26 protein-coding genes and 1 pseudogene are annotated in these 20,362 nt (G+C 57.4%); 12 read left to right on the forward strand and 15 right to left on the reverse strand.

All coding sequences use genetic code 11. From position 1 onward, the window contains the following. Window positions 1-39 precede the first annotated feature (39 nt). The 4 genes and pseudogenes from ACIPSK_RS02380 to ACIPSK_RS02395 form a co-directional block, all read right to left on the reverse strand. Window positions 40-1,131 (reverse strand): extracellular catalytic domain type 1 short-chain-length polyhydroxyalkanoate depolymerase, encoded by a 1,092-nt coding sequence (locus ACIPSK_RS02380; RefSeq protein WP_162118452.1) that lies wholly within the window; start codon window positions 1,129-1,131, stop codon window positions 40-42. A gap of 223 nt (window positions 1,132-1,354) precedes the next feature. After that, window positions 1,355-1,614: pseudogene (locus tag ACIPSK_RS02385) on the reverse strand (catalase HPII); the annotation flags it as partial. 93 nt (window positions 1,615-1,707) lie between these two features. Continuing rightward, complete coding sequence (locus ACIPSK_RS02390) at window positions 1,708-2,628, reverse strand: hypothetical protein (RefSeq protein ID WP_162118453.1); 921 nt, start codon at window positions 2,626-2,628, stop codon at window positions 1,708-1,710. Between the two features lie 484 nt (window positions 2,629-3,112). Next, window positions 3,113-3,349: a hypothetical protein gene (locus tag ACIPSK_RS02395; protein ID WP_162118454.1), complete on the reverse strand. Its 237-nt coding sequence runs from the start codon at window positions 3,347-3,349 to the stop codon at window positions 3,113-3,115. Between the two features lie 307 nt (window positions 3,350-3,656). On the opposite strand from ACIPSK_RS02395, the gene ACIPSK_RS02400 reads away from it, so the two are divergent. Continuing rightward, window positions 3,657-3,836, forward strand: a complete 180-nt coding sequence (locus tag ACIPSK_RS02400; protein ID WP_017964026.1) for a hypothetical protein — start codon at window positions 3,657-3,659, stop codon at window positions 3,834-3,836. A gap of 162 nt (window positions 3,837-3,998) precedes the next feature. Here ACIPSK_RS02400 and ACIPSK_RS02405 read toward each other — a convergent pair whose 3' ends face one another. Beyond that, on the reverse strand, window positions 3,999-4,202 hold the full coding sequence (locus ACIPSK_RS02405; RefSeq protein WP_162118455.1) for a hypothetical protein: 204 nt from the start codon (window positions 4,200-4,202) through the stop codon (window positions 3,999-4,001). Between the two features lie 195 nt (window positions 4,203-4,397). On the opposite strand from ACIPSK_RS02405, the gene ACIPSK_RS02410 reads away from it, so the two are divergent. Next, the gene (locus tag ACIPSK_RS02410; RefSeq protein WP_162118456.1) at window positions 4,398-6,335 is read left to right on the forward strand and encodes a DUF4396 domain-containing protein; all 1,938 of its coding nucleotides are present in this window, start codon (window positions 4,398-4,400) and stop codon (window positions 6,333-6,335) included. 91 nt (window positions 6,336-6,426) lie between these two features. Here the strand turns inward: ACIPSK_RS02410 and ACIPSK_RS02415 are convergent, their stop codons facing one another. Then, window positions 6,427-6,681, reverse strand: a complete 255-nt coding sequence (locus ACIPSK_RS02415) for a hypothetical protein (protein ID WP_017964029.1) — start codon at window positions 6,679-6,681, stop codon at window positions 6,427-6,429. Window positions 6,682-7,053: 372 nt separating this feature from the next. On the opposite strand from ACIPSK_RS02415, the gene ACIPSK_RS02420 reads away from it, so the two are divergent. From ACIPSK_RS02420 to ACIPSK_RS02435, 4 genes are all read left to right on the forward strand, one after another. After that, window positions 7,054-8,241 carry a tyrosine-type recombinase/integrase gene (locus tag ACIPSK_RS02420; RefSeq protein WP_162118457.1) on the forward strand — a complete coding sequence of 396 codons (1,188 nt, stop codon included), beginning with the start codon at window positions 7,054-7,056 and terminating at the stop codon, window positions 8,239-8,241. An 81-nt stretch (window positions 8,242-8,322) separates the two neighbouring features. Further along, window positions 8,323-8,712, forward strand: a complete 390-nt coding sequence (locus ACIPSK_RS02425; protein ID WP_162118458.1) for a cysteine peptidase family C39 domain-containing protein — start codon at window positions 8,323-8,325, stop codon at window positions 8,710-8,712. A gap of 277 nt (window positions 8,713-8,989) precedes the next feature. Further along, entirely contained in the window at window positions 8,990-9,169 is a 180-nt protein-coding gene (locus tag ACIPSK_RS02430; protein WP_261335144.1) for a helix-turn-helix transcriptional regulator, read from the forward strand. A 97-nt stretch (window positions 9,170-9,266) separates the two neighbouring features. Beyond that, window positions 9,267-9,602: a hypothetical protein gene (locus ACIPSK_RS02435; protein ID WP_162118459.1), complete on the forward strand. Its 336-nt coding sequence runs from the start codon at window positions 9,267-9,269 to the stop codon at window positions 9,600-9,602. 31 nt (window positions 9,603-9,633) lie between these two features. Here the strand turns inward: ACIPSK_RS02435 and ACIPSK_RS02440 are convergent, their stop codons facing one another. Next, a complete protein-coding gene (locus tag ACIPSK_RS02440; RefSeq protein WP_162118460.1) occupies window positions 9,634-10,110 on the reverse strand; it encodes a YbjQ family protein in 477 nt (158 codons plus the stop codon). Window positions 10,111-10,167: 57 nt separating this feature from the next. Between ACIPSK_RS02440 and ACIPSK_RS02445 the strand changes: the two genes are divergently transcribed. Together ACIPSK_RS02445 and ACIPSK_RS02450 are read left to right on the forward strand one after the other, a co-directional pair. Continuing rightward, window positions 10,168-10,920: a phage tail length tape measure family protein gene (locus ACIPSK_RS02445; protein WP_246709861.1), complete on the forward strand. Its 753-nt coding sequence runs from the start codon at window positions 10,168-10,170 to the stop codon at window positions 10,918-10,920. A gap of 279 nt (window positions 10,921-11,199) precedes the next feature. Continuing rightward, window positions 11,200-11,859 (forward strand): hypothetical protein, encoded by a 660-nt coding sequence (locus tag ACIPSK_RS02450; protein WP_162118461.1) that lies wholly within the window; start codon window positions 11,200-11,202, stop codon window positions 11,857-11,859. Window positions 11,860-11,950: 91 nt separating this feature from the next. Here ACIPSK_RS02450 and ACIPSK_RS02455 read toward each other — a convergent pair whose 3' ends face one another. Continuing rightward, window positions 11,951-12,922, reverse strand: coding sequence for a hypothetical protein (locus tag ACIPSK_RS02455; RefSeq protein WP_162118462.1), 972 nt, complete (start codon window positions 12,920-12,922; stop codon window positions 11,951-11,953). A gap of 359 nt (window positions 12,923-13,281) precedes the next feature. Here ACIPSK_RS02455 and ACIPSK_RS02460 point away from each other — a divergent pair, with 359 nt between their 5' ends. Next, on the forward strand, window positions 13,282-13,683 hold the full coding sequence (locus tag ACIPSK_RS02460) for a hypothetical protein (RefSeq protein ID WP_409518593.1): 402 nt from the start codon (window positions 13,282-13,284) through the stop codon (window positions 13,681-13,683). 83 nt (window positions 13,684-13,766) lie between these two features. Here the strand turns inward: ACIPSK_RS02460 and ACIPSK_RS02465 are convergent, their stop codons facing one another. The 3 genes from ACIPSK_RS02465 to ACIPSK_RS02475 form a co-directional block, all read right to left on the reverse strand. Further along, window positions 13,767-14,537, reverse strand: coding sequence for an SOS response-associated peptidase (locus tag ACIPSK_RS02465; protein ID WP_170261410.1), 771 nt, complete (start codon window positions 14,535-14,537; stop codon window positions 13,767-13,769). A 321-nt stretch (window positions 14,538-14,858) separates the two neighbouring features. Then, window positions 14,859-15,179 (reverse strand): hypothetical protein, encoded by a 321-nt coding sequence (locus ACIPSK_RS02470; protein ID WP_162118746.1) that lies wholly within the window; start codon window positions 15,177-15,179, stop codon window positions 14,859-14,861. Window positions 15,180-15,181: 2 nt separating this feature from the next. Next, on the reverse strand, window positions 15,182-15,382 hold the full coding sequence (locus ACIPSK_RS02475) for a hypothetical protein (RefSeq protein ID WP_162118745.1): 201 nt from the start codon (window positions 15,380-15,382) through the stop codon (window positions 15,182-15,184). A 132-nt stretch (window positions 15,383-15,514) separates the two neighbouring features. Between ACIPSK_RS02475 and ligD the strand changes: the two genes are divergently transcribed. Beyond that, window positions 15,515-16,567, forward strand: coding sequence for a non-homologous end-joining DNA ligase (gene ligD, locus ACIPSK_RS02480; RefSeq protein WP_162118744.1), 1,053 nt, complete (start codon window positions 15,515-15,517; stop codon window positions 16,565-16,567). Between the two features lie 43 nt (window positions 16,568-16,610). Here ligD and ACIPSK_RS02485 read toward each other — a convergent pair whose 3' ends face one another. Both ACIPSK_RS02485 and ACIPSK_RS02490 read right to left on the reverse strand, forming a co-directional pair. Next, entirely contained in the window at window positions 16,611-17,228 is a 618-nt protein-coding gene (locus ACIPSK_RS02485; protein WP_170261365.1) for a hypothetical protein, read from the reverse strand. A 101-nt stretch (window positions 17,229-17,329) separates the two neighbouring features. Next, window positions 17,330-17,620 carry a CopG family transcriptional regulator gene (locus ACIPSK_RS02490; protein WP_162118750.1) on the reverse strand — a complete coding sequence of 97 codons (291 nt, stop codon included), beginning with the start codon at window positions 17,618-17,620 and terminating at the stop codon, window positions 17,330-17,332. A 337-nt stretch (window positions 17,621-17,957) separates the two neighbouring features. Here ACIPSK_RS02490 and ACIPSK_RS02495 point away from each other — a divergent pair, with 337 nt between their 5' ends. Then, window positions 17,958-18,566, forward strand: coding sequence for an outer membrane protein (locus tag ACIPSK_RS02495; RefSeq protein WP_162118743.1), 609 nt, complete (start codon window positions 17,958-17,960; stop codon window positions 18,564-18,566). 159 nt (window positions 18,567-18,725) lie between these two features. Here ACIPSK_RS02495 and ACIPSK_RS02500 read toward each other — a convergent pair whose 3' ends face one another. Continuing rightward, on the reverse strand, window positions 18,726-18,959 hold the full coding sequence (locus ACIPSK_RS02500) for a helix-turn-helix transcriptional regulator (RefSeq protein ID WP_162118742.1): 234 nt from the start codon (window positions 18,957-18,959) through the stop codon (window positions 18,726-18,728). Window positions 18,960-19,107: 148 nt separating this feature from the next. On the opposite strand from ACIPSK_RS02500, the gene ACIPSK_RS02505 reads away from it, so the two are divergent. After that, window positions 19,108-19,392 carry an HNH endonuclease gene (locus ACIPSK_RS02505; RefSeq protein ID WP_409518594.1) on the forward strand — a complete coding sequence of 95 codons (285 nt, stop codon included), beginning with the start codon at window positions 19,108-19,110 and terminating at the stop codon, window positions 19,390-19,392. A 111-nt stretch (window positions 19,393-19,503) separates the two neighbouring features. On the opposite strand, the gene ACIPSK_RS02510 is transcribed toward ACIPSK_RS02505, so the two are convergent. Continuing rightward, entirely contained in the window at window positions 19,504-20,358 is an 855-nt protein-coding gene (locus ACIPSK_RS02510) for a hypothetical protein (RefSeq protein ID WP_162118740.1), read from the reverse strand. Window positions 20,359-20,362 lie beyond the last annotated feature (4 nt).

The following is a 20,362-nucleotide window of genomic DNA, read 5'->3' on the forward strand; positions in this document are numbered from 1 at the left end:
CGATCTCGCAGGTTCTGACGGCCGTCATATGCCTTGCGACTATCGCAGCAGTCCGGCGGACCGAAGGGCGTCTTCAATGATTTTTTGGATGCCGCCACGATCGCTACCTGTGCCGTATGGATCTGCCGCGCTTTCCGGTTGAGCAGCAGAGACTTTCGCGTTGCGCCGTTTTTCAAACGAGGGGACGAGACCCCAGGACCTGGCAATTTCGACGGTCGAGGAAATTCCGACGTCAAGCATGAAGGGACCGCTTGCCCCATAGCCGGTGCCGACATCAAGCGGCGTGCCATGACCCATCCCGGCAATCGTATAGAGCTCGATCACCTCGACGCCGTCAGCGTCGGTCCAGACCTTTCGCTGATGCTGTCCGATCTCTTCGACACGCCCCGGGAATGCGTCGACGCCGCGGACATGTGTCCATTGCTCGACCATCGTATTTGCGTTGGACGGCACGACGGTTCTGTCTGCGCTTCCCTGCCAGATCGATAATGTCGGCCACGGTCCGTTGTGCTCTGAAGCATTTCTCAACCGCTGTTGAAGCTCTTTGCTGGTCGGACCGCCCTGGCCGCGCATTCGGTCGAACGCCTCGGGAATGGTTGCGGCACTGGCATATGGCAGGCCTGCGATGATTGCGCCGCCGGCAAAGACCTCGGGATAGGTGGCGAGCATGGCGGCGGCCATCGCACCGCCAGCCGAAAGTCCGGTCACGAACACGCGCCTGCGGTCGATGCTGTGTTCCGCAACCACCTTCGCAATCATCTGACGAATGGAAAAGACCTCGCCGTGATCCCGGCTTATGTCCTCCGGGTTAAACCAATTGAAGCAGAGGTTTGGATTGTTTGCCCGCCGTTGCTCGGGAAACAGCAGTGCGAAGCCGTAGTCCTCGGCCAATCGCGACCAGCCGGACCCGATATCATAGCCGGCGGCAGTCTGGGTGCAGCCATGCAGGACGACGACCAGGGCCATGTTCTTCCCGCGCTGTGACGGCAGATACGTATAGCCTCCCAAAGCGCCGGGATTAGAACCGAACGTTTCCAGGGAGACGAGGTCGGTGTTGTCCTGCGTGGGGCGGGTGCGAAGCATTCCTCGCAGCGCAGCAAGGCGTGCAAGCGTGTCTGACATGGATCTCATGAAAAATTCTCCGCCAATCAGCAGCCGGGACGGCGGTGATGCTTACATAAACGCGTCAGTGAGCGAATGGTTGCTGCAGTGCACAATATTCTGGGATGGCTGCACTTCCAAGCGCGTGGGCATGTTGCGCCGGCTCCCGCGACGAACCGGCTCCGGGCAAGTTCCATGACGTAGGCTCAAACCTACGGCAAACCACTCTCTCACCGAGTGACGAGGAAAACGGTCAATTCAATTTGACCGATGGCTCCCGGCCCCAGACACGCAGTTTGCCAAGCGCCTTGATAAAAGCTGTAAAGTCCTTCGTCGCTCCGAGCGCAATCACGCCTCATCGGGTGAATTGGCGATTCCGGCCTTCTGCATCAGCGCCTGTGCTGATTCCACATAGCCGATGAACTTGCAGTGCACGAAGGCATCCGCCACGAAATCGCGGGCCGTTGCCTCCTTTAGCAAGTCGCCGGTTCCCTCGGCCGAGGGGAGGAGTGCGGTCCGCCGTACTCCGGCGGCGGAGAGCCGCGATGGCGCCGGTTAAAAGGGGACGCGTTGCCCTTCGACCCCGCGCCCGGTTTCCGTCGATTCTTAAATCCGAGGTGTGACGAGGAGATCCTCCTCTTCATCGCGCTGCGACCCGCCGAACGCTGCGGCGGCAGAGGCGATGAAAGCCCCGATCAGAAGCGACAACGCGCCGAGCAATGCCGTGGTGGAGGCCGCCTTGCGTGCCTTATCGGCGGCTTTCTGGGCGGCGACCTTGGCGTCGTCGATCCGCTTCAGCACGGTGTCGACGCGGGTACGCGCATCGGCTTCGGAAAGACCGGTCCGCGCAGAGACGATGGTGGCGAGATAGGCCTTGTCGTCATCGGGAATTTGGCCTTCAGCGGCGCCGTTCAGGAGGATGCGGGATACTTCCGCCGTTGCCGCGGCGTCATTCGACGGTGCCGCTGCGCGAGTCTGATCAGGACGCAGCAACGCGTCGGTAAAATAGGCAGTGGGCAAATCCATCGGCGATGCTGTCGACGATGCGGCTGCCGTGCCGGCTGCAGTGGCGGTCGAACCCACAGCTTGTGCGGCGGAGCCTACGGCTTGTGCGCCTGCGCCGGCAAGCGAAGTCAGCGACGACGCCAGAAATCCGGCGACGAAGATCGTCGCCAGCGCCCAGCTGATGAAGCCATGCGCCGTATCGCGGAAGAACACCTCATCGGTGTGGACGGCCGCCCACTTCGTGCGCAGCCGGCCGGTGATGTAGCCTCCGAGCCCGGAGGAGAGCCATTGCACAACAACGAGCCAGATCGCGGCCGTCACCCCCACCGTGCCGAGCGAACTGCTTTGCCCCGACCAGGGCGACACCATCGTCAACCCAACCCCGGATCCAAGCAACAGAAGAATGAGCGTCACCCCGATGGCAGCCGCGGCGCCTGCGAAGATAGGCCCCCATGTGATGGCGGATTTGGACGATTCGACCGGAGTAGCAATCTCTCCGGAACCTGTCATTGAAACCGACATGATCTGTTCCTATCGCATAAACAGAGCAAGAAGGATGATGATCGGCAGTGGAACACCAAGCAGCCAAAGAAGAATACCGCGACCCATGAGAGACCTCCTGTCAGGAACTGACGTTACGTGGTTGATGCCACTCAACTTTTATCCACGGCGTTTGTTCCCGGCCGGCTTCTCTCGCGCGGGTTCAGCCGAAACCCGACATGATCTGCCGCGCAATCTCTTCAATCACGCGGCAGCTTATAAAGTAACAACAGATTGTCGGATCGGTTGCCGCATCCTTGACATTTGAGGCGATTGGCAACCTCGGCGAGAGATATGTCACGGCCGCAACGGCGAGCAATCTCCCACCGGTCGATGGATGTTTCGTGATGGCATATGCGGCAACGGGCATGGAGGACGTACCACTGCGGCAAGGTCGCCAGCGTTTCTTTTTCGATTTCGACGGCGTGGCGACCAGGAGATGCGAGTTCAATACTGCGGCGATGTTTCATGCCCGTTCAACAGTCTGTGTCCGTCCACGTGTCATGTCGCAACCCATCCCTCTTTCCGCGAAGGCAAGCTGAAGTCGCAGGTGATGGCAGTCCAGCAGCAATGTCGTGATGGCGGCACGGACGTCACCATCATGAAAGGCGACAACTGCATCGACTTCAACTTTCAGCGCTTCTTCTGCCAGCTTTTCAGCTATCTGCGGACGCACGATCTCGATCTCCTTCAGAGTTTCCACCGCAAGTTTTCAGATTGGCGGCCATTACGCCGATGTTCCTATTATGTTCCGATGGACTGACGAGTCAAGAGAGGTCGACGCTGAGGTTTCCGCAGCTTTCGAACGGAAACAATCTCGAGAGCCCTTGGTTGACGGTGCAGAGTTTATGGAGGTCGCAAGAGAATCTTGCGCGTTCGGAGCTAACGCCAATCGGGGAGTGCGCCTATATCATCCAGATGATCTGGAAGGAGATGAGTTCTGGGAAAATTTCTCCCAGTATTCCAAAAGGGGAGAGGCTCTCATCGCTTCGTAAACTGGAGAAGCATCGATGAACAGACTTCAGACATTTGTAGCAGCCGCGGCAATCAGCCTTGCCGCCATGACCTCGGCCTGCTCGACACCACCGAATTCATATGGCTCGGCATCAGGATATCAGCCGGGCGATTCAATGAACCCGGCCTGTGCGGATGGATTTCGGCCAGGCGACGGCCGTTCATGCAGCTATTAGAGCCAGGCGTCTAAAGGCGGGCGTCTCTTTGTCAGCACAACAGGCGGTGGCTGGCCGCTTCAGCGCTAGGTTCCTGGAGCGCCAACCGGCACCGTGGCGGACTGTTTCGCCGGCCGGCCGGCTGCAATACAAGCGCGCCGTCAGCGCTTTTATCGAGCATGCTTACTTGTTTGTGCGGCCGCGCTGTTTAGGGTTTATGCCGCCAAATCTGTTGGTGTCGTTGGCCACATCGCCTTCTTCGGTGTTCTCCCCGGCAATATCGTCGGCGCCCGTGTCACGATGCAGCCCCTTCGATTGTCCGATACCCGGATCTCGCTCGAGATCTGCGTCGGTAGGGCGAGATGACTTGGGATGTTTGGAAGTCATGATTTTCCTCCGTTTCGTTGCCTAATGCAAAACAGCGGCCGGCTGCGAGAGTTCCAGTGAAAACGGGATTAAGCGGGCATATTGGTGCTTTAATTAGAACACGTAGGGGCGGCTGATCGCCTCCTTGACGGCGTCGCCCTTGCCGGGGGCGGCGACCGCTCCAAATCAGGTGCCAATGTTGTCAGAGGCGGAACGATGCTCATTCAGCCAATTGATTACTTTCTGCTTGTTTGGTTTGCACTTGCCCTTACGTCCACCTTGTACGTTGCTTGGGACCAGTACACCAACAATCCCGAACCGGTGGTGATGAAGTGGGGCTTCATCCTCGTCACGCTCTACCTCGGTCCCTTCGGGTTGCTGATCTATGTGCTCGCCGACAAGGAGCCGCGGCCGGGCACGCACGAAGAGTTCGTCAAACCGCTATGGAAGCAGGGCATCGGCTCCACGATCCACTGTGTGGCGGGAGATGCTACCGGTATCATCATCGCCGCGGTGATCGTCGCGCTACTGGGTCTGCCAATGTGGCTCGACCTGATCGTCGAGTACATCGCCGGGTTCGTGGTCGGCCTCTTCATCTTCCAGTCCCTCTTCATGAAGAACATGATGGGCGGCACCTACCAAGAGAACGTTCGCAAGTCCTTCCTGCCTGAGTTCATCTCCATGAATTTCATGATGGCCGGCATGGCGCCTGTCATGAGCTTCCTGATGATGGGCCGCGATATGCGCGCCATGGAACCGACCGAACTGCTATTCTGGGGCGTCATGTCGTTGGGCGTCATGGTCGGGTTCGCGCTCGCCTATCCGTCCAATGTCTGGATGGTCGCCCATGGTCTCAAGCACGGTTTGATGACCGACCGCGGAGACACTGACCATGCCGAGCGTGCGCACGAAAGCCGTTCGGAGCCCTCGCCACCAGCGCATGAGCACAAGGAAAACCATCGACACGCCGTGATGGAAGCTCCGCGGTCGCCGCGTCGCGGGAGCGCGCTCCATCATGATGGCCACGGTTCCGGCCACGACATGGCCCCGGATACGCCTGTGCCACAGCTCGCTGCCGTTGGTGGCATCTCACTGATGTTGTTGCTGTTCGGCATGGTCGCCCCTGCCAACTGGGTCAATATGACGTTGAGCGCGCGCGATGTCGAGGGCGCCATCATGCCGCCGGGCATGATCATGGATCGCGACACTCCGGCCGAGGCGATGCTGGATATGGCGGCGATCCATCCACGCTATATCACCGCTACCTATGGCCTCGACACGCGCGGCGACCGTGTGCTCGAACCTCGCATCGAGGGCGGCGTCAAGGTCTTCGACATGGAGACCAAGGTCGTTCGCTGGACGATTCTGCCAGGAATCACGGTCGACGCCTACACTTTCAATGGTCAGCTCCCCGGTCCGCGGCTTCAGATCCGTGAAGGTGATCGCGTCCGCATCAAGGTGAAAAACAGCCTGCCCGAAAGCACGTCAGTGCATTGGCACGGTTTGGTCCTTCCCAACGAGATGGACGGACCGGCAGAAATTACCCAGCCGCCGATCAATCCGGGCGAGACCTACGTGTACGAATTTACTGCGGGGCAGTCGGGTTCATATTTCTATCACTCGCACGACCACGTTGACCGGCAGCAGGCTCTGGGCCTCTATGGCGCGTTGATGATCGATCCGGCGCAAGCCGATCCGACCACGATCGCAGACCACGAGTATGTCATTCTCTTGCAGGAGTGGCTGAAGCGCGAGGGCCTCACCTATCCAGCCATGCCGATGGATGGCGGGCAGCCCAACTACTTTACCATCAACGGCCGTGCCTATCCCGAGACAGACACCATCAAAATGAAGGTCGGCGAAACCCTGAAGGTGCGCTTTGTCGGGTCGAACAATGGCTTCATCCATCCCATGCACATTCATGGTGGACCATTTACCGTCGTTGCCCGTGACGGCATCAATCTCTCGCCAACAGCGCGCTTTCAGGCGGACACCGTCAATGTCGGCCCAGGACAGCGCTACGACGTTATCTGGAAGGCGCTCAATCCCGGCAAATGGCTCATTCACTGCCACATCGGGCACCACACGACCAACAATAATACCGAAACCGAAGGGGGCGGCGGCCTGATGATGGTCATCGAGGTTGAGGTCTAACAAACACCGCCGCAAATCACACCGCGTCGGTCACCCCGTTGCCAACACCAGCAGCGAGCCGGTTGGTTGGTTTGACTGCCAATTCACTTCGCTACCGCTTTTTCCGGAGGTCACCGGGCAAAGCGTCAATAAGTTGATGCACTTTTCCGGTGGCGAAGGCGATGTCCTCGCGCGGCAGATGGACTGTTATCTCGATCTCTTGCCACCTGCCGCCATGGTCTTTTGCGAACCTGACGGCGGCTTCCAAAGAGGTGAATTGCACCGCCGGTGCATTGGCGGTCCAGAACTGCACGCTGCAGTCCGCCGTACTGTAATCTAAGAATGCTTTTTCGGGATCTAGCGCCATGGCATTTGCTGTACACCGCCGGCAGTTTTTTGGCCAGCGGTTACCTGCTCGCAGTAAAAAGCGCGTTGTCAGCCGTGACCACCGAAGCCATCACCAGCGCGCAGTTGGTCTCACCAGCCGGCCGGTTTTCATCGTGTCGGAAAGCAGGAGGGAATAGGAAAGAAAGCGCCTGCTTTCGGATTTATCAACGACAACAGGCGCTTACTTGAAAATGGCTCCCCGGGCCGGATAATTTTTATCAACTTTAATGCTCCATAATGTAAACAGCATATGTTTTAACCTTTTGTTATCATTGCAATCCCTTGTCTATTTTATCCAAGAGGCCTATTTATAGCGCATCATCCAAAAGCGGGGAAAAAGTGGGGAAGACAAATGGGGAGCCATACTCGCAATGCGCTTACCGTGAAGTCTATTGCGGCTAGCAAGGCGGTAAAGCTCCGTGATGGCGGCGGGCTGTGGCTCGTCACCAAAGGGGGCGGTCGATACTGGTTTTTCCATTACACCTTTGCTGGCTTGCGGCGTGAAATGGGCATCGGCCCGCTTCATACGGTCGGGCTCGCAGATGCGCGCGAGAAAGCAGAGGAGGCGCGCTCGATGGTCCGTCGTGGAGTGGATCCTATCGCTGCCCGCAAGGAAGATGAGGCGGACACACCGAAGGCAATCACGTTCGGGGAGTATGCGGACGCGTTCGTTGATGCCGCCGTGAAGGCCGGTAGGTGGCGCGGCGCCAAGACGGAAGCCAGGTGGCGGAATCTTCTAGAGAACCATGCCAAGCCGATCCGCGCGAAGATGCTGGCAAGCGTCAAAACGAAGGACGTCATCAATGTGCTCAATCCGGTCTGGGGGTCGAAACAGGAAACTGCGGAAAAGCTGCGAGAGGCGATCGAGCGGGTGCTGGATGCAGCCAAAGTGGAGGGGCATCGTGCAGGGGACAATCCGGCTGCGTGGAGGGGCAACTTGGAACATGTGCTTCACAAGCCAAACGAACTAGTTACCACCGAGCATCATGCCGCGTTGCCACACGTTGAGACGCCCGCTTTCATGAAGCAGCTCGCTGAGGTCAAGGGCGTGTCCGCCAGAGCGCTCGAATTGTGCATTTTAACCGCCTGCCGTTCGGGCGAGGTCAGATTTGCAGTCTGGCCAGAATTCGACCTGGAGAAGAAGACCTGGCTTATACCTGCCGTCCGCATGAAGGGCGGCAAGGAACATCGAGTGGCGCTGTCTGATAAGGCCGTCGAGATCGTCAAGTCGATGAAGGCACAGTCCGTCAACGATTTCGTCTTTCCAGGCGTTCGCGACAAGAAGCCGTTGTCGGACGCTAGCCTCGGCAAGGCGCTCAGCGCGGCAGGTGGCGCCGCCTACACCGTCCACGGTTTCCGGTCTACATTCCGCGATTGGGCGACAGAGGTTGCTCATGCTCCGCGAGAGATCGCAGAAGCCGCACTGGCCCACGTGGTTGGTGATGCGGTCGAGCGATCTTACGCTCGGTCTGATGCGCTCGAAAGGCGCCGTGCCCTCATGCAGGAATGGTCGGCTTATGTTTATGGGATCAATGGATGAAGCCCCGAAGACCGCGCACGATTTAGCTGGCCATCGGGCTGCCGTTCGTACACGGTCCCCTGAACAACACAAGGCTCCCCGATGCGCTTCACTCACATTGCCCAAAGCAGCCCAACTGGTTGTGGCGCTGCATGTCTCGCCATGATCGCAAGTCGAACCTTGGATGAGGCGGCCTCCGCTCTCTTCGGTGAGGCAAAACCTCAAGATCAGAGAACCCAGTGGTCGCACATGAGACGTGGCCTCGAAAAGCTCGGGATTGAGTGCCGAGGACGGCCGAAACGGGTGTCATCTTGGGATAGCATTGAGGGTGTCGCACTAGTTGCCGTAAGCCGCGTGGGTGAAAACTGGCACTGGGTGCTTTTCGATGCTTTCGATGGTTTGATCTATGACCCAATGAAGAGTTCACCGACGCCTCAGAATAGATCACGAAGAAAGCTAGTATCTTTTCTGTCACTGAGGATTGCCCGGTGACACTCCACCCCTGTAAACGCGTGTTAATTTACAAACGCGTCAAGAAGTTTATTGCAACCTACGATAAATATCCATTTTGACTTTTCTGTAAGTTTACGTCACATTCAGAGCATAACCTTCGAGACCACACAGTCTCGCCGCCCAGCGCTTCGGCGCCACGCATGCACCACCAGCCCGGCCGGACCGGCTTTCACCTTTAAAAATTTCACCCTTTCAAGCCTTGGACTCTGTCCGGCGAGAGGAGATGTCTATGCAACCTGTGAATGACAACCTTCCAATGTTGATCAGCTTAAATGATGCGTGCCGTCTCACGAGCATGTCGCGCACGATGTTGAACAGATATCGCGCCGAAGGTCGGTTCCCCGTCGCGGTCGAGCTTGGCGACCGGCGGGTCGCCTTCGTACGCACGGAAGTCACCGATTGGGTACAGGCCAAGATCGCCGCCCGCGCTGCATAGCCTGTTTTCTGGACAATCCGGATCGAACTGCCGACATAGCCCCAGCCACCACCACCAATCAGTTTGCCGACCGGCGCCGCCGGCGAGAGGAGAGACCATGCCCGCGACTCTGTCAGTTTCCGCACTTTGGGAAGATCCACATTTCCTATACTGGGAAAGTTTCGAGGAGCAATACCGCGAGCCGATCGCAGAATCGAAGGCCAAGTTCGAAGCGTCGGACGGCGTCAGCGAAGCGAGGGGATGGCTCGTAGAAAACGACATCGATCCTGACAAGCTCCCATTTCAGCCGAAGCTGGTGCATGTCAGCGTGTCCCGCGACTACGATCTGCCTGAAATCGAAAAACCGTGCGGTCGGCACGTCTACACTTATGGTGGGACAACGGCCACAACGAGGCACAGGGCGGCGAAGAGCCGACGGCGGCTCCGAGTGTAGACGAAGTGGCGGCTCTGGTTGCTAAGTATGGCTAGAGTGGCGTCAGCTTAACTGCGGTGCCGCTTGCCGCTACGAAAAGGATGCTTCCGCCTCCACCAGAGGTTGACAATTCATTGTAGTCTAAGTCGACTGCAATAACAGCATCGGCTCCAATCGCTTCCGCTTCTCTTTTCAATCCGTCCAGGCATGCTAACCGCGCCTCTCGCAGCGACTTCTGCGATGAATTGGCTCGGCCGCCAACGAAGTCACGAAAGCTGTTTGCAATATCTCGGAAGATATTCATTCCGAGAGCAGCCTCAGAGGCGATTATCGAGATCACTCGCTCGACCTGTCGATTCGGAACGTCAATCGACGTGGTCAGGATCACATCCGACTCGCGGTTACTGCGTCCATAGCTCGAACTCTGCGATCCATGCGACTGAGCTCCGTAATTGAAGCATTTGTCGCAGATACCGAGTTGAATCTCGTTGTTAGGTTTTTCTTGGCCACACTCTTTGCAGGTTTGCATTCAATCCCCCAAGGCCCGCGACTATGCGGGCTTTTTCAATTCTAGGATGCGCGCAGCATGTCTGACAACACTGACGACCTGATTATTTCGATCAGCACCGATCAGGCCACGCTTCGGCGCAGCATTAAGCGCATTGAGCAGGATCTCGGCACGCTTGCAGGCAGTGTCCAAAAGCAATTCTCGGCCGTCGGCAAGTCGATCGACAACTCCGTTTCTTCGACGTTGCAAAATCGCATCAACGGCATGGTTGGTATCGGCAAGGCGGCGTCCAAGGAATGGACCGGCGCGCTCGCTGATCAGGGCAAGGAACTGGACAGGCTTCGTGCTCGCTATTCGCCGCTGTTTGCGACGATCAACAATTACAAGACCGCTGTTGCCGAGATAAAGCAGGCGCACGCGGTCGGCGCAATTTCCGCGAATGAGATGGCCACGGCCATCAGCAGGGAACGGCAGGCCGCGCTAGCATCGACGGCGGCCATCAAGGGACGCAACGCGGCTTTGGAGGCCACCCCCGCGCAGCGTGCTGCCGGCGGCGTTGGCGCGTTCCAGACCGCGAATATCGCGGCCCAGTTTCAGGACATCGCTGTTCAGTTGCAAGGCGGCAGCATGCCGCTGACTATCGCCCTGCAGCAGGGAACGCAGCTAGCTTCGGTCTTTCAAACCCTTGGCAAGGGGCAAAGCGTCATCGGCGCACTCGGCGCCGCATTTTCGTCTTTGGTCAGCCCTGTTTCTCTCGTCACGATCGGCCTTATTGCAGCAGGCGGCGCGGCATACCAGTATTTCACCTCGGTACGGCAACGACAACGTTGAGATCAAAATCATCAACAACAACGGGTCGAAGGTTTCGCAGACAAAGCGAAAAACGAGTTCCGGCCAACTACGTCTTCAATGCCCATCCGTCCATTCGCTGGATGTATGCCGAGCGCGCCTCTGACACCCAGTACAAGCTAGGAGGCAACCTTCGCAGCTTTGCTTATGGGGACTCCGGGGTGCTCAAGAAGGACTGGGGTGATGAAGCCGAGGTAACCGCCTGGATAGGCAGACTATCAGCCCCTCCCGCCGACTGGGCTGCGCAAGGCCATCAACGCCTTGGTCCGTACCCTCAAGGGGTGCAGCGTCTTCGACCTGCTGGATGCTCTCTACATCGGGGCCTACGCGCCAACCCTGGCGGACGCCCTCAAGAACCTCAAGTCCAACACCTTCCACCAGACCGCCTTTGGGACAATCGCCCTGGATGGCGTCAATGGACCCAAGCCTGATGGCATCTCAGGATACACGGACACCGGCTACAATCCCACCACCAGCGGGGGCCAACTGGATGCCCTGGATCTCACCATGGGGGCATGGCTCCTGACCGAAGGCCAGTCTGCTGGCTACGATATGGGGTGTGGCTCCCTCGCATCTCTCCGAGCCCAGGCTAGAAGTGCTACCGATACGCGAAACGCCCGAGCCTGCAACTCCACAGCTATAACGGCAGCCTCCACCACCGCCCTAGGGGAAATTGGTGTCAGGCGTACAGGCAACGTTGGGTCCTTCATCAGGGATGGCTCCGGGGCCAACACAACGAACCTGACTGTGCCCGCTGGTGAAATATCCCCGAACGGCAACCTGACCTTCCACAAGAACTCCACCGCATTTGCCTCCAGGGCCCATGCCATCGAGTTCTTCGGAGCCTACCAGCCTTCGGACATGTACGGTGTAGGCCACAGAGCCCGCGCAAGGTTCATGGTGGAGCTGGGTCTGGTCTAGCCGCCCACCATAGCGCCCTCTCCTTAACCGGGGAGGGCGTTTTTTCGTTTCTAGTTTTCGAGATGGCCGACCGCCCATCACCGGAACCTCGTTAGAGGCACTTGCGTTCGATGGTGTTTATGATCCGCTGTACAACATTGGCAAAGTACTCAAAGATATCTATAATTGGAAGGTTGCGAGTGAGTGCAGACGGTCCGATCGTAATAAGGGCATTGACACTTATGTCGGTAACAAACGCGTTCAGCGCGGCGTCGAGACTCAGTATTTCAACATCAGCCCCCTCCATGCGGACGGGTTTTGTTCCTTCCGGCACTAGAAATCCATGCTCATAACCAAAGGGAACTGATCCCGGTGGCCCTCCATGAAAGGAAAGTGTGCCTTGGGGGGACAAGAAACCTACAGGCGATCCCGCTCTCACACCTGTGGTAACCTGCGCCACGGCGACAGGGGGGAGTGCGTTATGCTTCCCTAGGTTGTCGAGTTGTGCGAGGGCCCAGAGCGCTTGGTTCCCACCATCGTACGGTTTAAGTCGGCAGATGTACTGCACGACCTGATCTGGCACATTCAAAAGATTCTTGGAAAACTTTTTCTCAAAGCTCTGCCGTGATTGTAAGATCGGGAACTTCGTCTCCTTTGAGACCGTTGCACCGGAGTCGCGAACAAGCGTCGCGATCGTGAGATCAAGAGCTACTCGAAGGTTATGAACGACGGACTTCGCGATTACCTCAAGCGGTTTTGGAAAGCGCTTCTTCGTGACGAATCGAAACCTAGTGCAATTACTCGCAGCCTCGAATTCACTAATCAACTCAAATGGTGCTGTCTCTTCGAAGGCCGCCAGTGCCTCTTCAAACCGGTCCAAGTTGTGCAGAGCCTCCGCAATTAGCGCTCTTGGCTCTTCAAATCGGTCGCTGATCTCCGAGACAGGCGAGAGAATGCAACGTTGAGGTGGCGGCGGATACAAGAACCGCCCTACTTGGCTACCGTCCACGTAGAAGGTCAACCCTCCCGCATCGGCGCCCAAACCAATTTGCCCCACAATGATCCCCCGCAAATTAGTAGACATTCATGAAGCCGACGGCGCGGTCCGTGAATCGAACTACTGATGATCACAAATAAAGGAATTCTCCGCAACCTACTTCGGACAATACACCCGGGTGGCGCGACGGAGCGGCCCTCCGCGTTGAGGCGCTTAGGGCTTGGAATCACGCCAATCGTTTTACCGCACTCTGACGCACTTCGCAGGGTCACCAGAAGCGGGAGTGGCACTTGTTCATCCTTGGTTCATTCGGTGGGTGGCACCGTTCGCCCTGCAAATTAAAAACCAGGGAGAGTGTCATGAGTTTCGTTGCATCGACCAAGTCATATAGCACCACGCACAAACTGCTTCTCTCCGCCGCGGGTTCGGTGGTTGCCGCTTTCCTCATGTCGTCGCCAGCGCATGCGTTGACGATGAAAGAGTGCAGCACCAAGTACCAAGCCGCTAAGGCCGACGGCTCCGCCAAAGACGTGAAGTGGAATGATTTCCGCGCAAAATTCTGTGGCGCCGATGCTGCTGCAGCCGATAAGGCTGACGAAGCGGACGTCACAGCCACGAGCGAGAAGGAACCGGCAAAGCCGACGACCGCGGCCCCGAAAAGCGTCAAGTTCCCGAAGGCGATCGACAAGAAATATTCGAGCGAGACGCCTGGCAAGGCCCGCTTGCACACTTGCGTCGACTCCTATCATGCTGCCAAGGATTCCGGCACGCTCGGCGATCTGAAGTGGATCCAGAAGGGTGGCGGCTATTGGAGCCTCTGCAACACGAGCATCAAGGCTGCCGGCTGAACGAAGCGCTCATAGATCCCGCAAAATACGGCCGCCCTCAGAGGCGGCCTTCTCGTTTCAGATGCGAGATGAAAGAGTCGACGTTAAAGCAGCGTTGTTTGCGCCGGCTCACCGGCCGTGTCGATGATGCTCGAGCCATAGGCCTCGCGCGATATCACCATAATTGCGTCGTTCGGCAGCGGGCGGGCGAGAGCCTTTGCCTCGTCCCAAGGCGCGCGCATCCACACGTCGACTTCCTCTTGCGTCAGCAGCAAGACCGGCATTGCCTTCCCGTGGATCGGCTTGACGACGTCGTTCGGATCGGTCGTCAAGAAGGCGTAGAGGTCGTCTGTGGTCAGGCCATCTTTGACTTTCCGGACGCTTTGCCACTGCGGAACGTGCACGCCGGCAAAGAACATCAGTGGTTTGCTTTCGTCGCGGGCGAACCAGGCGTTCGGCGTATTGCCACCCTCTTCCTTGCTGGCGGGGTCGGGTTCGGCAAAGCTGGTCACCGGCACGATGCAACGGCTCTGCACACCGAACCATTTCTTCCAGTGGGGAACATTGAAGTTCCGGATGTTGGTAACGCCCTTGTCCGGCTCCATCCGGATGAGCATGTCCATGTCGACGGGCTTGCCCTTCTGCCGCAATTTCTCCGCACGGGCGTCAGCCGCCTGCTTGATCACGAAAAACGGCGACGGCAGCCCCCATCTCGCATGAGCAAGCTGCTTGCGGCCGTCAGCAGTGTTGCGGAGAATTGGCCCCGCCTGGTCAGGGTTCATCTGGTAGGCTGGCATTAAGTTGATCAAACTCTCAACGTCTTGTGCCCACTTGTTGACCCAATCCTTCGCGTCCATGCGATAGAGATTGCACACATCGCCCTCCCTTGGCGTCCACGTACCTTTTCGGCTGACTTCGTCCGTGTCGACAAATTGACCGTTCCACCGATCCCTGAATTGCTGCGCAGCTTCGCGGCTGCTGAAGCAAAAGACAAGATATTGATCCCATTCGATCGAAGCAAAATAGGACTTCGAAGCTTGATCGAGTGCAATCGCAGACGTGAGAACGTCACCCCTTTCGCGAGGGGTGTAAGCAGATTCGCCGCTCTGATAGTTGCCCCACCAGATGATGACATGATGAGGAAGCTCGCGGTCCAGGCGCCAGCGGGCAAGGGGATTGTCTCGACGGGACGCCATTCACAAAACTCCGTCTTCCCATATTGGCTTTTTGACCGTGGTAAACCTGACCAGGCGGCGCACTGGAAGCTTGCCGAATTCCGAGCCCCAGATTTGAAGCACTTTTAGGCTCATGTAGTCTCCTCGGTCGCAACGCTCGCAGCGGAAGCGACTTGCCAGCCGATCAAGGCTGACGTTAGTCGTCAGCTTCAGCAGGTCGCTCGGAAAAAAGCGATAAGTCGTTCTGCAGAATTGGCATGTGACCTCCAGCAACTGACCCGCCTCGGCTGCGTCGCGCAGACTCCACCCACGCAACTTCTTGGCATTGTTCATTTCCGGCATTGTCAGTCTCGATCGTAGCGCGGCCGCCATCCGCGGGTCATGCCTCGGCTCATGGCACCTTCTGCCAACGTCAATTGCCGGCGAAGGTGGCGAATATCCTCCAGCAGGGTGTCTATAGCTGCGTGGGTATCGCCTCTGTGGTAGGCAATCACCTTGTCACGCTCATCGTTTTCCACGGCTTCGCCGATCGGCTGCTCTCGCATATCCGCGCTCCATGCTTCAATTTCAGATTGGCGGCCGCAGCGCCGATGTTCTTATTATGTTCGCTTGCGAATGCGAGTCAATAATCAATCTGGGTCAATTGCTTTTTAAGGCGTTGCTGATGGGATGGAGGCATGACAAAGCCGCCGAAACCAAAGCCGCTCCTGCAGGATGCTGACAAGCCGGTTCGATCCCGGCCGCGCAAGCCGCGAAATCCCGCGCAGCCGAACCTTCCCCTCGATCCTATGCCCGATCGCATTGAGCCGTGTCTTGCTCTCCTAAAGCCGAAGCCGCCGAAAGGCCCTCAATGGGCCTTTGAGGTGAAGTGGGACGGCTACCGCCTGGCCATCCACATCGAGCCATCGGGCGTGCGGATCCTGACGCGCGGCGGCCATGACTGGACCGAACGTTTCCCGGCGATCGCCGCCGAGGCGAGGCGTCTTCCTGTCGCCACGGCCATTCTGGACGGCGAGGCCGTTGTATTCGACGAGCGTGGCAGGTCGGATTTCGGCAGGCTTCAGCAATCGCTTGGCGGCCGCGGCGGAAAAAGAATGTCACGCGAAGCGGTCCTTATGGCGTTCGATCTGCTTTATTTTGACGGCCGGGACATGAGGCAGACCGAGCTTGGTGCGCGGCGCCATCTCCTCGAGGGCTTGGTACCTGCCGGCGGCGAAGAAGCTATCCGGCTATCCGAGGAGATCGAGGCTGATGGTGAAGTGCTGTTGCGCATCGCCTGTGAGCACGACCTCGAAGGCATCGTAGCTAAGCGCCGTGACTCGCCTTATCGCTCCGGCCGTCTTGGCGACTGGCTGAAGATCAAATGCTTCCAAAGCGACGGCTTCCTGATCGTTGGATACGAGAAATCGACAGCATCATTTGGGGGGATTGGCCGGCTGCTGCTCGCCGCGCGCAAAGGAGACGAGCTCGTCTATGTCGGGGGAGTGGGAACGGGCTTCAACGAACGATCCGCCGCCGAGCTCCGGGAGCACATGGACAAGCTGATCATCGGCAAGCCCGCCGTCGACACCGGACGGAAGCGGAATGCGGTCTTCGTCCGGCCGGAACTTGTTGCGGAGATTGAATATCGAGCCTGGACGCATGACGGAAAGCTGCGGCATGCCTCTTATAAGGGGCTTCGCGAAGCCGCTGATCAACTGCCGGTTTATGAGTTGGACGACATACGCTAAGGTTCAACACCGGCCAGCCTCGTCGATCGGCAAACAGCCACCCTCAGTCTTTGCTAGTAACTTCCCCTTGATCCCTTCTGTTCGGCCTTTTGATTCTCTTGGCCAGCAAAACCGTCGACGAGATCCCACCGCTCAGCATCTTTAGAAAAAGTATATTGAAAAAGGTGAGGGAATACGCATTTCCGACAACTGTTGTCGAAGCGCCTGCACCGTAGATCGGCAAAGGAATGAGAAAAATTAACGAAACGAAGGTGAGCACGGATGCCAAGTCCGCTTTCACAACTCTTTTTAGATCGGCAACTATAATTTCTCGGCTCAAACGGGAGGAAACGATATAAATCGAAAACAATAGTGTCTTCACGACCGTAAATGTGATCAGAGAAAACGAAAGACATGTGTAAAGGGCGACCTGTTCTGGATGGTTCTCCGCCAGCCATGGCAGTTCATAGTGGTATTTCGGTAGAATAACCAACAAGTATCTTAGGTGCGGGGCGATGTAATCCAGTACGCCTCCTCTGGTCAGCCAAAGAAACAAGATCGCCATAGACAAAACAGCCATATCGAGGGGCGGGCTGCTAATATGGCTCTCATATCGTTTGATAAAGTTCTGATTTTGAAGGCGAAAGAAAAGATCAACCCCGGCTAAACTTTTAAAAATCATTTACGTCCAGCCTTTGCCCCGAACTATGCCTGAAAAACCCAATCGAAGGGGCGGGGCGCGTCTTAGTGGGAGTGGGCGGAGTCTGTCAAGCATAACGCCCGTCAACCATTCCCGTCCACATCTCCATCTTCGTCCAGGGCATGCACGGGCAGATAAGTGTTCTTCTCCATCCACTCCCGGACGATGAACCTGATCGTGTCATTCCGCGTCATGCCGAACTCGCCGGCGAGATTCCGCAATGCCTCTTCGATATCATCCTCCATCGAGACGCCGCCAGCGTTGCGCAGCCGCAGCGCTGCCCGACGAAGCATGATCTGCAGATCGGCGCGTGAGATATCTGCGATCCGATCGGCGGCGTCTTCTAGAAGGGTGGCGGTGTCGGGTGTGGTCATCAGCTTGTTATGCGATCGTTTCCAAGTTTGTTGTAGAAGGCTTCTTCTATCACTTTCTCCAAACACAGCGTGCAAAGAGAAAATCAGAATCGCCATCTAAAGTCGAGAAGACGCCGGCGCTTCATTGGATCTATTGCTCGGTTAAACGGAAGACGGCCGCTCTCGGTTTTGCCAGCGCTGGAATGGCGAATGTCATGTCGGCGCGAAGATCGCCGGCCCTCCACCGCGCGCAACTTGCACTACCCGTACAATCTCGGGAGTGTGTCCTAGTTGCTACAGCTTTTTGTTGATCTGGTGATTATCCTTCGGTTGTATTATTACGCAATGGGGTACAGAAATGAAGTTGACTATCGCCACAACGTTACTCGCACTTGTCGCAACCACCGCCCTTGCCGCCGATGTCGTCCAGGACGCTGCGGCCGCTCCTACTTTCACGTGGTCCGGTCCCTACTTCGGTATCGATGGTGGCGCCGGATGGCTTAACGGTGACTTCAGCGCCGGCGGTGCCAGCGCTTCTGAGGATTTCAACGGCGGCATCTTCGGCGGATTCGCAGGGTACAATTTCCAGTTTGATAACATTGTCGTCGGTATCGAGGGCAACCTCGAATACAACTGGAATGAAGAGGACGCGCTAGGGGCAGACATCGGGACCGATTGGGCTGGCGCTGTTCGTGGTCGTGTCGGCTATGCCTTCGATAAGGCGCTGATTTATGGCGCAGCCGGCTGGACTGCGACGCGTGGTTACGTCGACCTGCCTGGTTTCGACAAGGAAACGGAGACCTTCAACGGCTACACCGTCGGAGCCGGCGTCGACTTCGCCATCACCAACAATATCTTCGCCCGTGGTGAATATCGCTACAATGACTTTGGCAAGAAGGACATTCTCGGTGTTGACGTCGATCTCGATCAGAACGAACTCAAGTTCGGGATTGGGGTAAAGTTCTAAGAACTGTCGGCTAAACCTGCACATCACAGCCCCGCCGAGATGGCGGGGCTAATGATAAAAACCGCCTATATCTCCTCCACACGCCCGATTTGGTGAAGATAAGCGATGTAATGTGTTGTTGGCCGGCATCGAGACGGTGGAGATGCCACCCCTTTGAGCTTAACCCGCATTTTCTCGCATCCACTTTTCATAGGGATCTTCATTGTCATTCACGCCGAGACCGCTGATCTCGTCAAGCTTGGCGTCGATCGCCCTTCGGTCCCATTTGCGAGTGCCAGGGATGCATGGCGGCATCTTGTAAGTGGCCACCCAGAGCGAGAACGTCGATTCGGCGATGCCGCAGTAAGCAGCGGCATCCTTGCGGCCAATGAGGCGAGGGGTATTGTCGGTCATTCACCCTTGACCTTGTTCCTCGCCGGGCGGGCCTTTCGGAGCGCGGCTAAGTTCCTTTTCTCCTGGAACTCTGCCGTTTTGTCCTCCCGCTGCTGGCGTTTGTCGGCCTTGGTTTCTTCCTTCAGCAGCAGCGGAATGTCGGTGGCGGATATTCGAGAAGCAAGGCGGGCGTTGTTGCTATTGTGATCGACCCATCGTCATCGTGCCACGCGGTCGGGGTCAGAACCGGCCAGACGCGGCAACGCTCGAACATCTGACGACCAATCGCCGCAAGGGATGGACGCGCCGCGACAACATGGCGGCTGCTTGCCGCGAGTGCAATGGAATGCGCGGGTCCGGAATGGATTGGCTGATGTTCAAGACCTACCGCCGCGGAGAGTTCTGGGAATTAATCGAATGTGCGCCGCCCTGCGCGCATAGGCGCGGGTCATAGACCTTCGCTAGCCCGCTGCCGAGCCGCATCGGCGGCGGGACCAACACCATAGGCCGGCGCGATCACCACCCGCGACTACACCAGCGGCGCGCCGGCCGGCTGCTCGTCGTTCTATGAACCGGCGGCCATAGCATCGAGCTTTGCAAGCCAGCGCAAATGACCTCCGGCCTCGCTCACCATATAGATAGCTAACTCGAGCGGTGGCTGCGCCGGCTCCTCCTCACCTGGCTCATGTCTGTAGAAATGCGCTCCGTCGATCCAATCCCTTAGCGATGCAACGAGCTTTTGCGCCAAGTTGATTGCGGGCTTTTGGTTTGCGTAAATCTTGCTGACGAGTGGTTCCAGATGCTTCTGCACTTCACTCGAACTCAGTTGGTGAGCGGAGGAAAACATCAGGCGAAACAGGCTCTCCGCGGCGAAGAAAGCAGATCGCAGCGCAGCTTTTCCGTCTGGCGGCGTGTTGTCCAAGGCCGCAAAGGCATCCTCATAGAGCGACCGCACGCCATTGTAGCGGGAGGCGCCCAGCCCTGAAATGGTGGAGATGCGCACAGCTTCGAACTCTTCATCGATCGTGAAATGAACGCCGCCCCTATCGTCGATGCGATAGCGGACCTGTTCTTCTTTGAAAACCCTGCGGCAGTTGTCGAGGAACAGCTTTCGTTTGTGTTCTTGCCTTGCGTTATCGTAGTGTGAAATCGCGTTATAGATGGTTGTAATCGAATCAAGAACGTCGCGAAGCTCCATCCCTTGGATGATTGGCGGCCATTGGAACCCGTGAACGGTCTGGCCGACGAGGATGCCCTGTTCGCTTTCAATAAGCTGTCCGAAGCTTCGGAGCTCGTCCCTATCGCCAAGTGCTCCAATGACCAGTGCGACGCGGTTTCGCATCCGTGGGCTATCAGGCAACAAATCAGCACGCCTCAGATAAACTTGTGAAAATCTCTGTCCTTCCGGTTGATCTGTCATCTGA

The organism is Rhizobium sp. LARHSG275 (assembly GCF_052871115.1).

Excerpts from the sequence above, each read along its gene's own strand:
- ACIPSK_RS02390 (WP_162118453.1), bottom strand. The coding sequence starts at position 2,628 with ATGTCGGTTTCAATGACAGGTTCCGGAGAGATTGCTACTCCGGTCGAA.
- ACIPSK_RS02510 (WP_162118740.1), bottom strand. The coding sequence starts at position 20,358 with ATGACAGATCAACCGGAAGGACAGAGATTTTCACAAGTTTATCTGAGG.
- ACIPSK_RS02470 (WP_162118746.1), bottom strand. The coding sequence starts at position 15,179 with ATGCCGGAAATGAACAATGCCAAGAAGTTGCGTGGGTGGAGTCTGCGC.
- ACIPSK_RS02440 (WP_162118460.1), bottom strand. The coding sequence starts at position 10,110 with ATGCAAACCTGCAAAGAGTGTGGCCAAGAAAAACCTAACAACGAGATT.
- ACIPSK_RS02420 (WP_162118457.1), top strand. The coding sequence starts at position 7,054 with ATGGGGAGCCATACTCGCAATGCGCTTACCGTGAAGTCTATTGCGGCT.
- ACIPSK_RS02485 (WP_170261365.1), bottom strand. The coding sequence starts at position 17,228 with ATGATTTTTAAAAGTTTAGCCGGGGTTGATCTTTTCTTTCGCCTTCAA.
- ligD (WP_162118744.1), top strand. The coding sequence starts at position 15,515 with ATGACAAAGCCGCCGAAACCAAAGCCGCTCCTGCAGGATGCTGACAAG.
- ACIPSK_RS02445 (WP_246709861.1), top strand. The coding sequence starts at position 10,168 with ATGTCTGACAACACTGACGACCTGATTATTTCGATCAGCACCGATCAG.
- ACIPSK_RS02475 (WP_162118745.1), bottom strand. The coding sequence starts at position 15,382 with ATGCGAGAGCAGCCGATCGGCGAAGCCGTGGAAAACGATGAGCGTGAC.
- ACIPSK_RS02455 (WP_162118462.1), bottom strand. The coding sequence starts at position 12,922 with ATGTCTACTAATTTGCGGGGGATCATTGTGGGGCAAATTGGTTTGGGC.
- ACIPSK_RS02415 (WP_017964029.1), bottom strand. The coding sequence starts at position 6,681 with ATGGCGCTAGATCCCGAAAAAGCATTCTTAGATTACAGTACGGCGGAC.
- ACIPSK_RS02460 (WP_409518593.1), top strand. The coding sequence starts at position 13,282 with ATGTCGTCGCCAGCGCATGCGTTGACGATGAAAGAGTGCAGCACCAAG.
- ACIPSK_RS02405 (WP_162118455.1), bottom strand. The coding sequence starts at position 4,202 with ATGACTTCCAAACATCCCAAGTCATCTCGCCCTACCGACGCAGATCTC.
- ACIPSK_RS02490 (WP_162118750.1), bottom strand. The coding sequence starts at position 17,620 with ATGACCACACCCGACACCGCCACCCTTCTAGAAGACGCCGCCGATCGG.
- ACIPSK_RS02435 (WP_162118459.1), top strand. The coding sequence starts at position 9,267 with ATGCCCGCGACTCTGTCAGTTTCCGCACTTTGGGAAGATCCACATTTC.
- ACIPSK_RS02410 (WP_162118456.1), top strand. The coding sequence starts at position 4,398 with ATGCTCATTCAGCCAATTGATTACTTTCTGCTTGTTTGGTTTGCACTT.
- ACIPSK_RS02400 (WP_017964026.1), top strand. The coding sequence starts at position 3,657 with ATGAACAGACTTCAGACATTTGTAGCAGCCGCGGCAATCAGCCTTGCC.
- ACIPSK_RS02495 (WP_162118743.1), top strand. The coding sequence starts at position 17,958 with ATGAAGTTGACTATCGCCACAACGTTACTCGCACTTGTCGCAACCACC.
- ACIPSK_RS02500 (WP_162118742.1), bottom strand. The coding sequence starts at position 18,959 with ATGACCGACAATACCCCTCGCCTCATTGGCCGCAAGGATGCCGCTGCT.
- ACIPSK_RS02425 (WP_162118458.1), top strand. The coding sequence starts at position 8,323 with ATGCGCTTCACTCACATTGCCCAAAGCAGCCCAACTGGTTGTGGCGCT.
- ACIPSK_RS02430 (WP_261335144.1), top strand. The coding sequence starts at position 8,990 with ATGTTGATCAGCTTAAATGATGCGTGCCGTCTCACGAGCATGTCGCGC.
- ACIPSK_RS02380 (WP_162118452.1), bottom strand. The coding sequence starts at position 1,131 with ATGAGATCCATGTCAGACACGCTTGCACGCCTTGCTGCGCTGCGAGGA.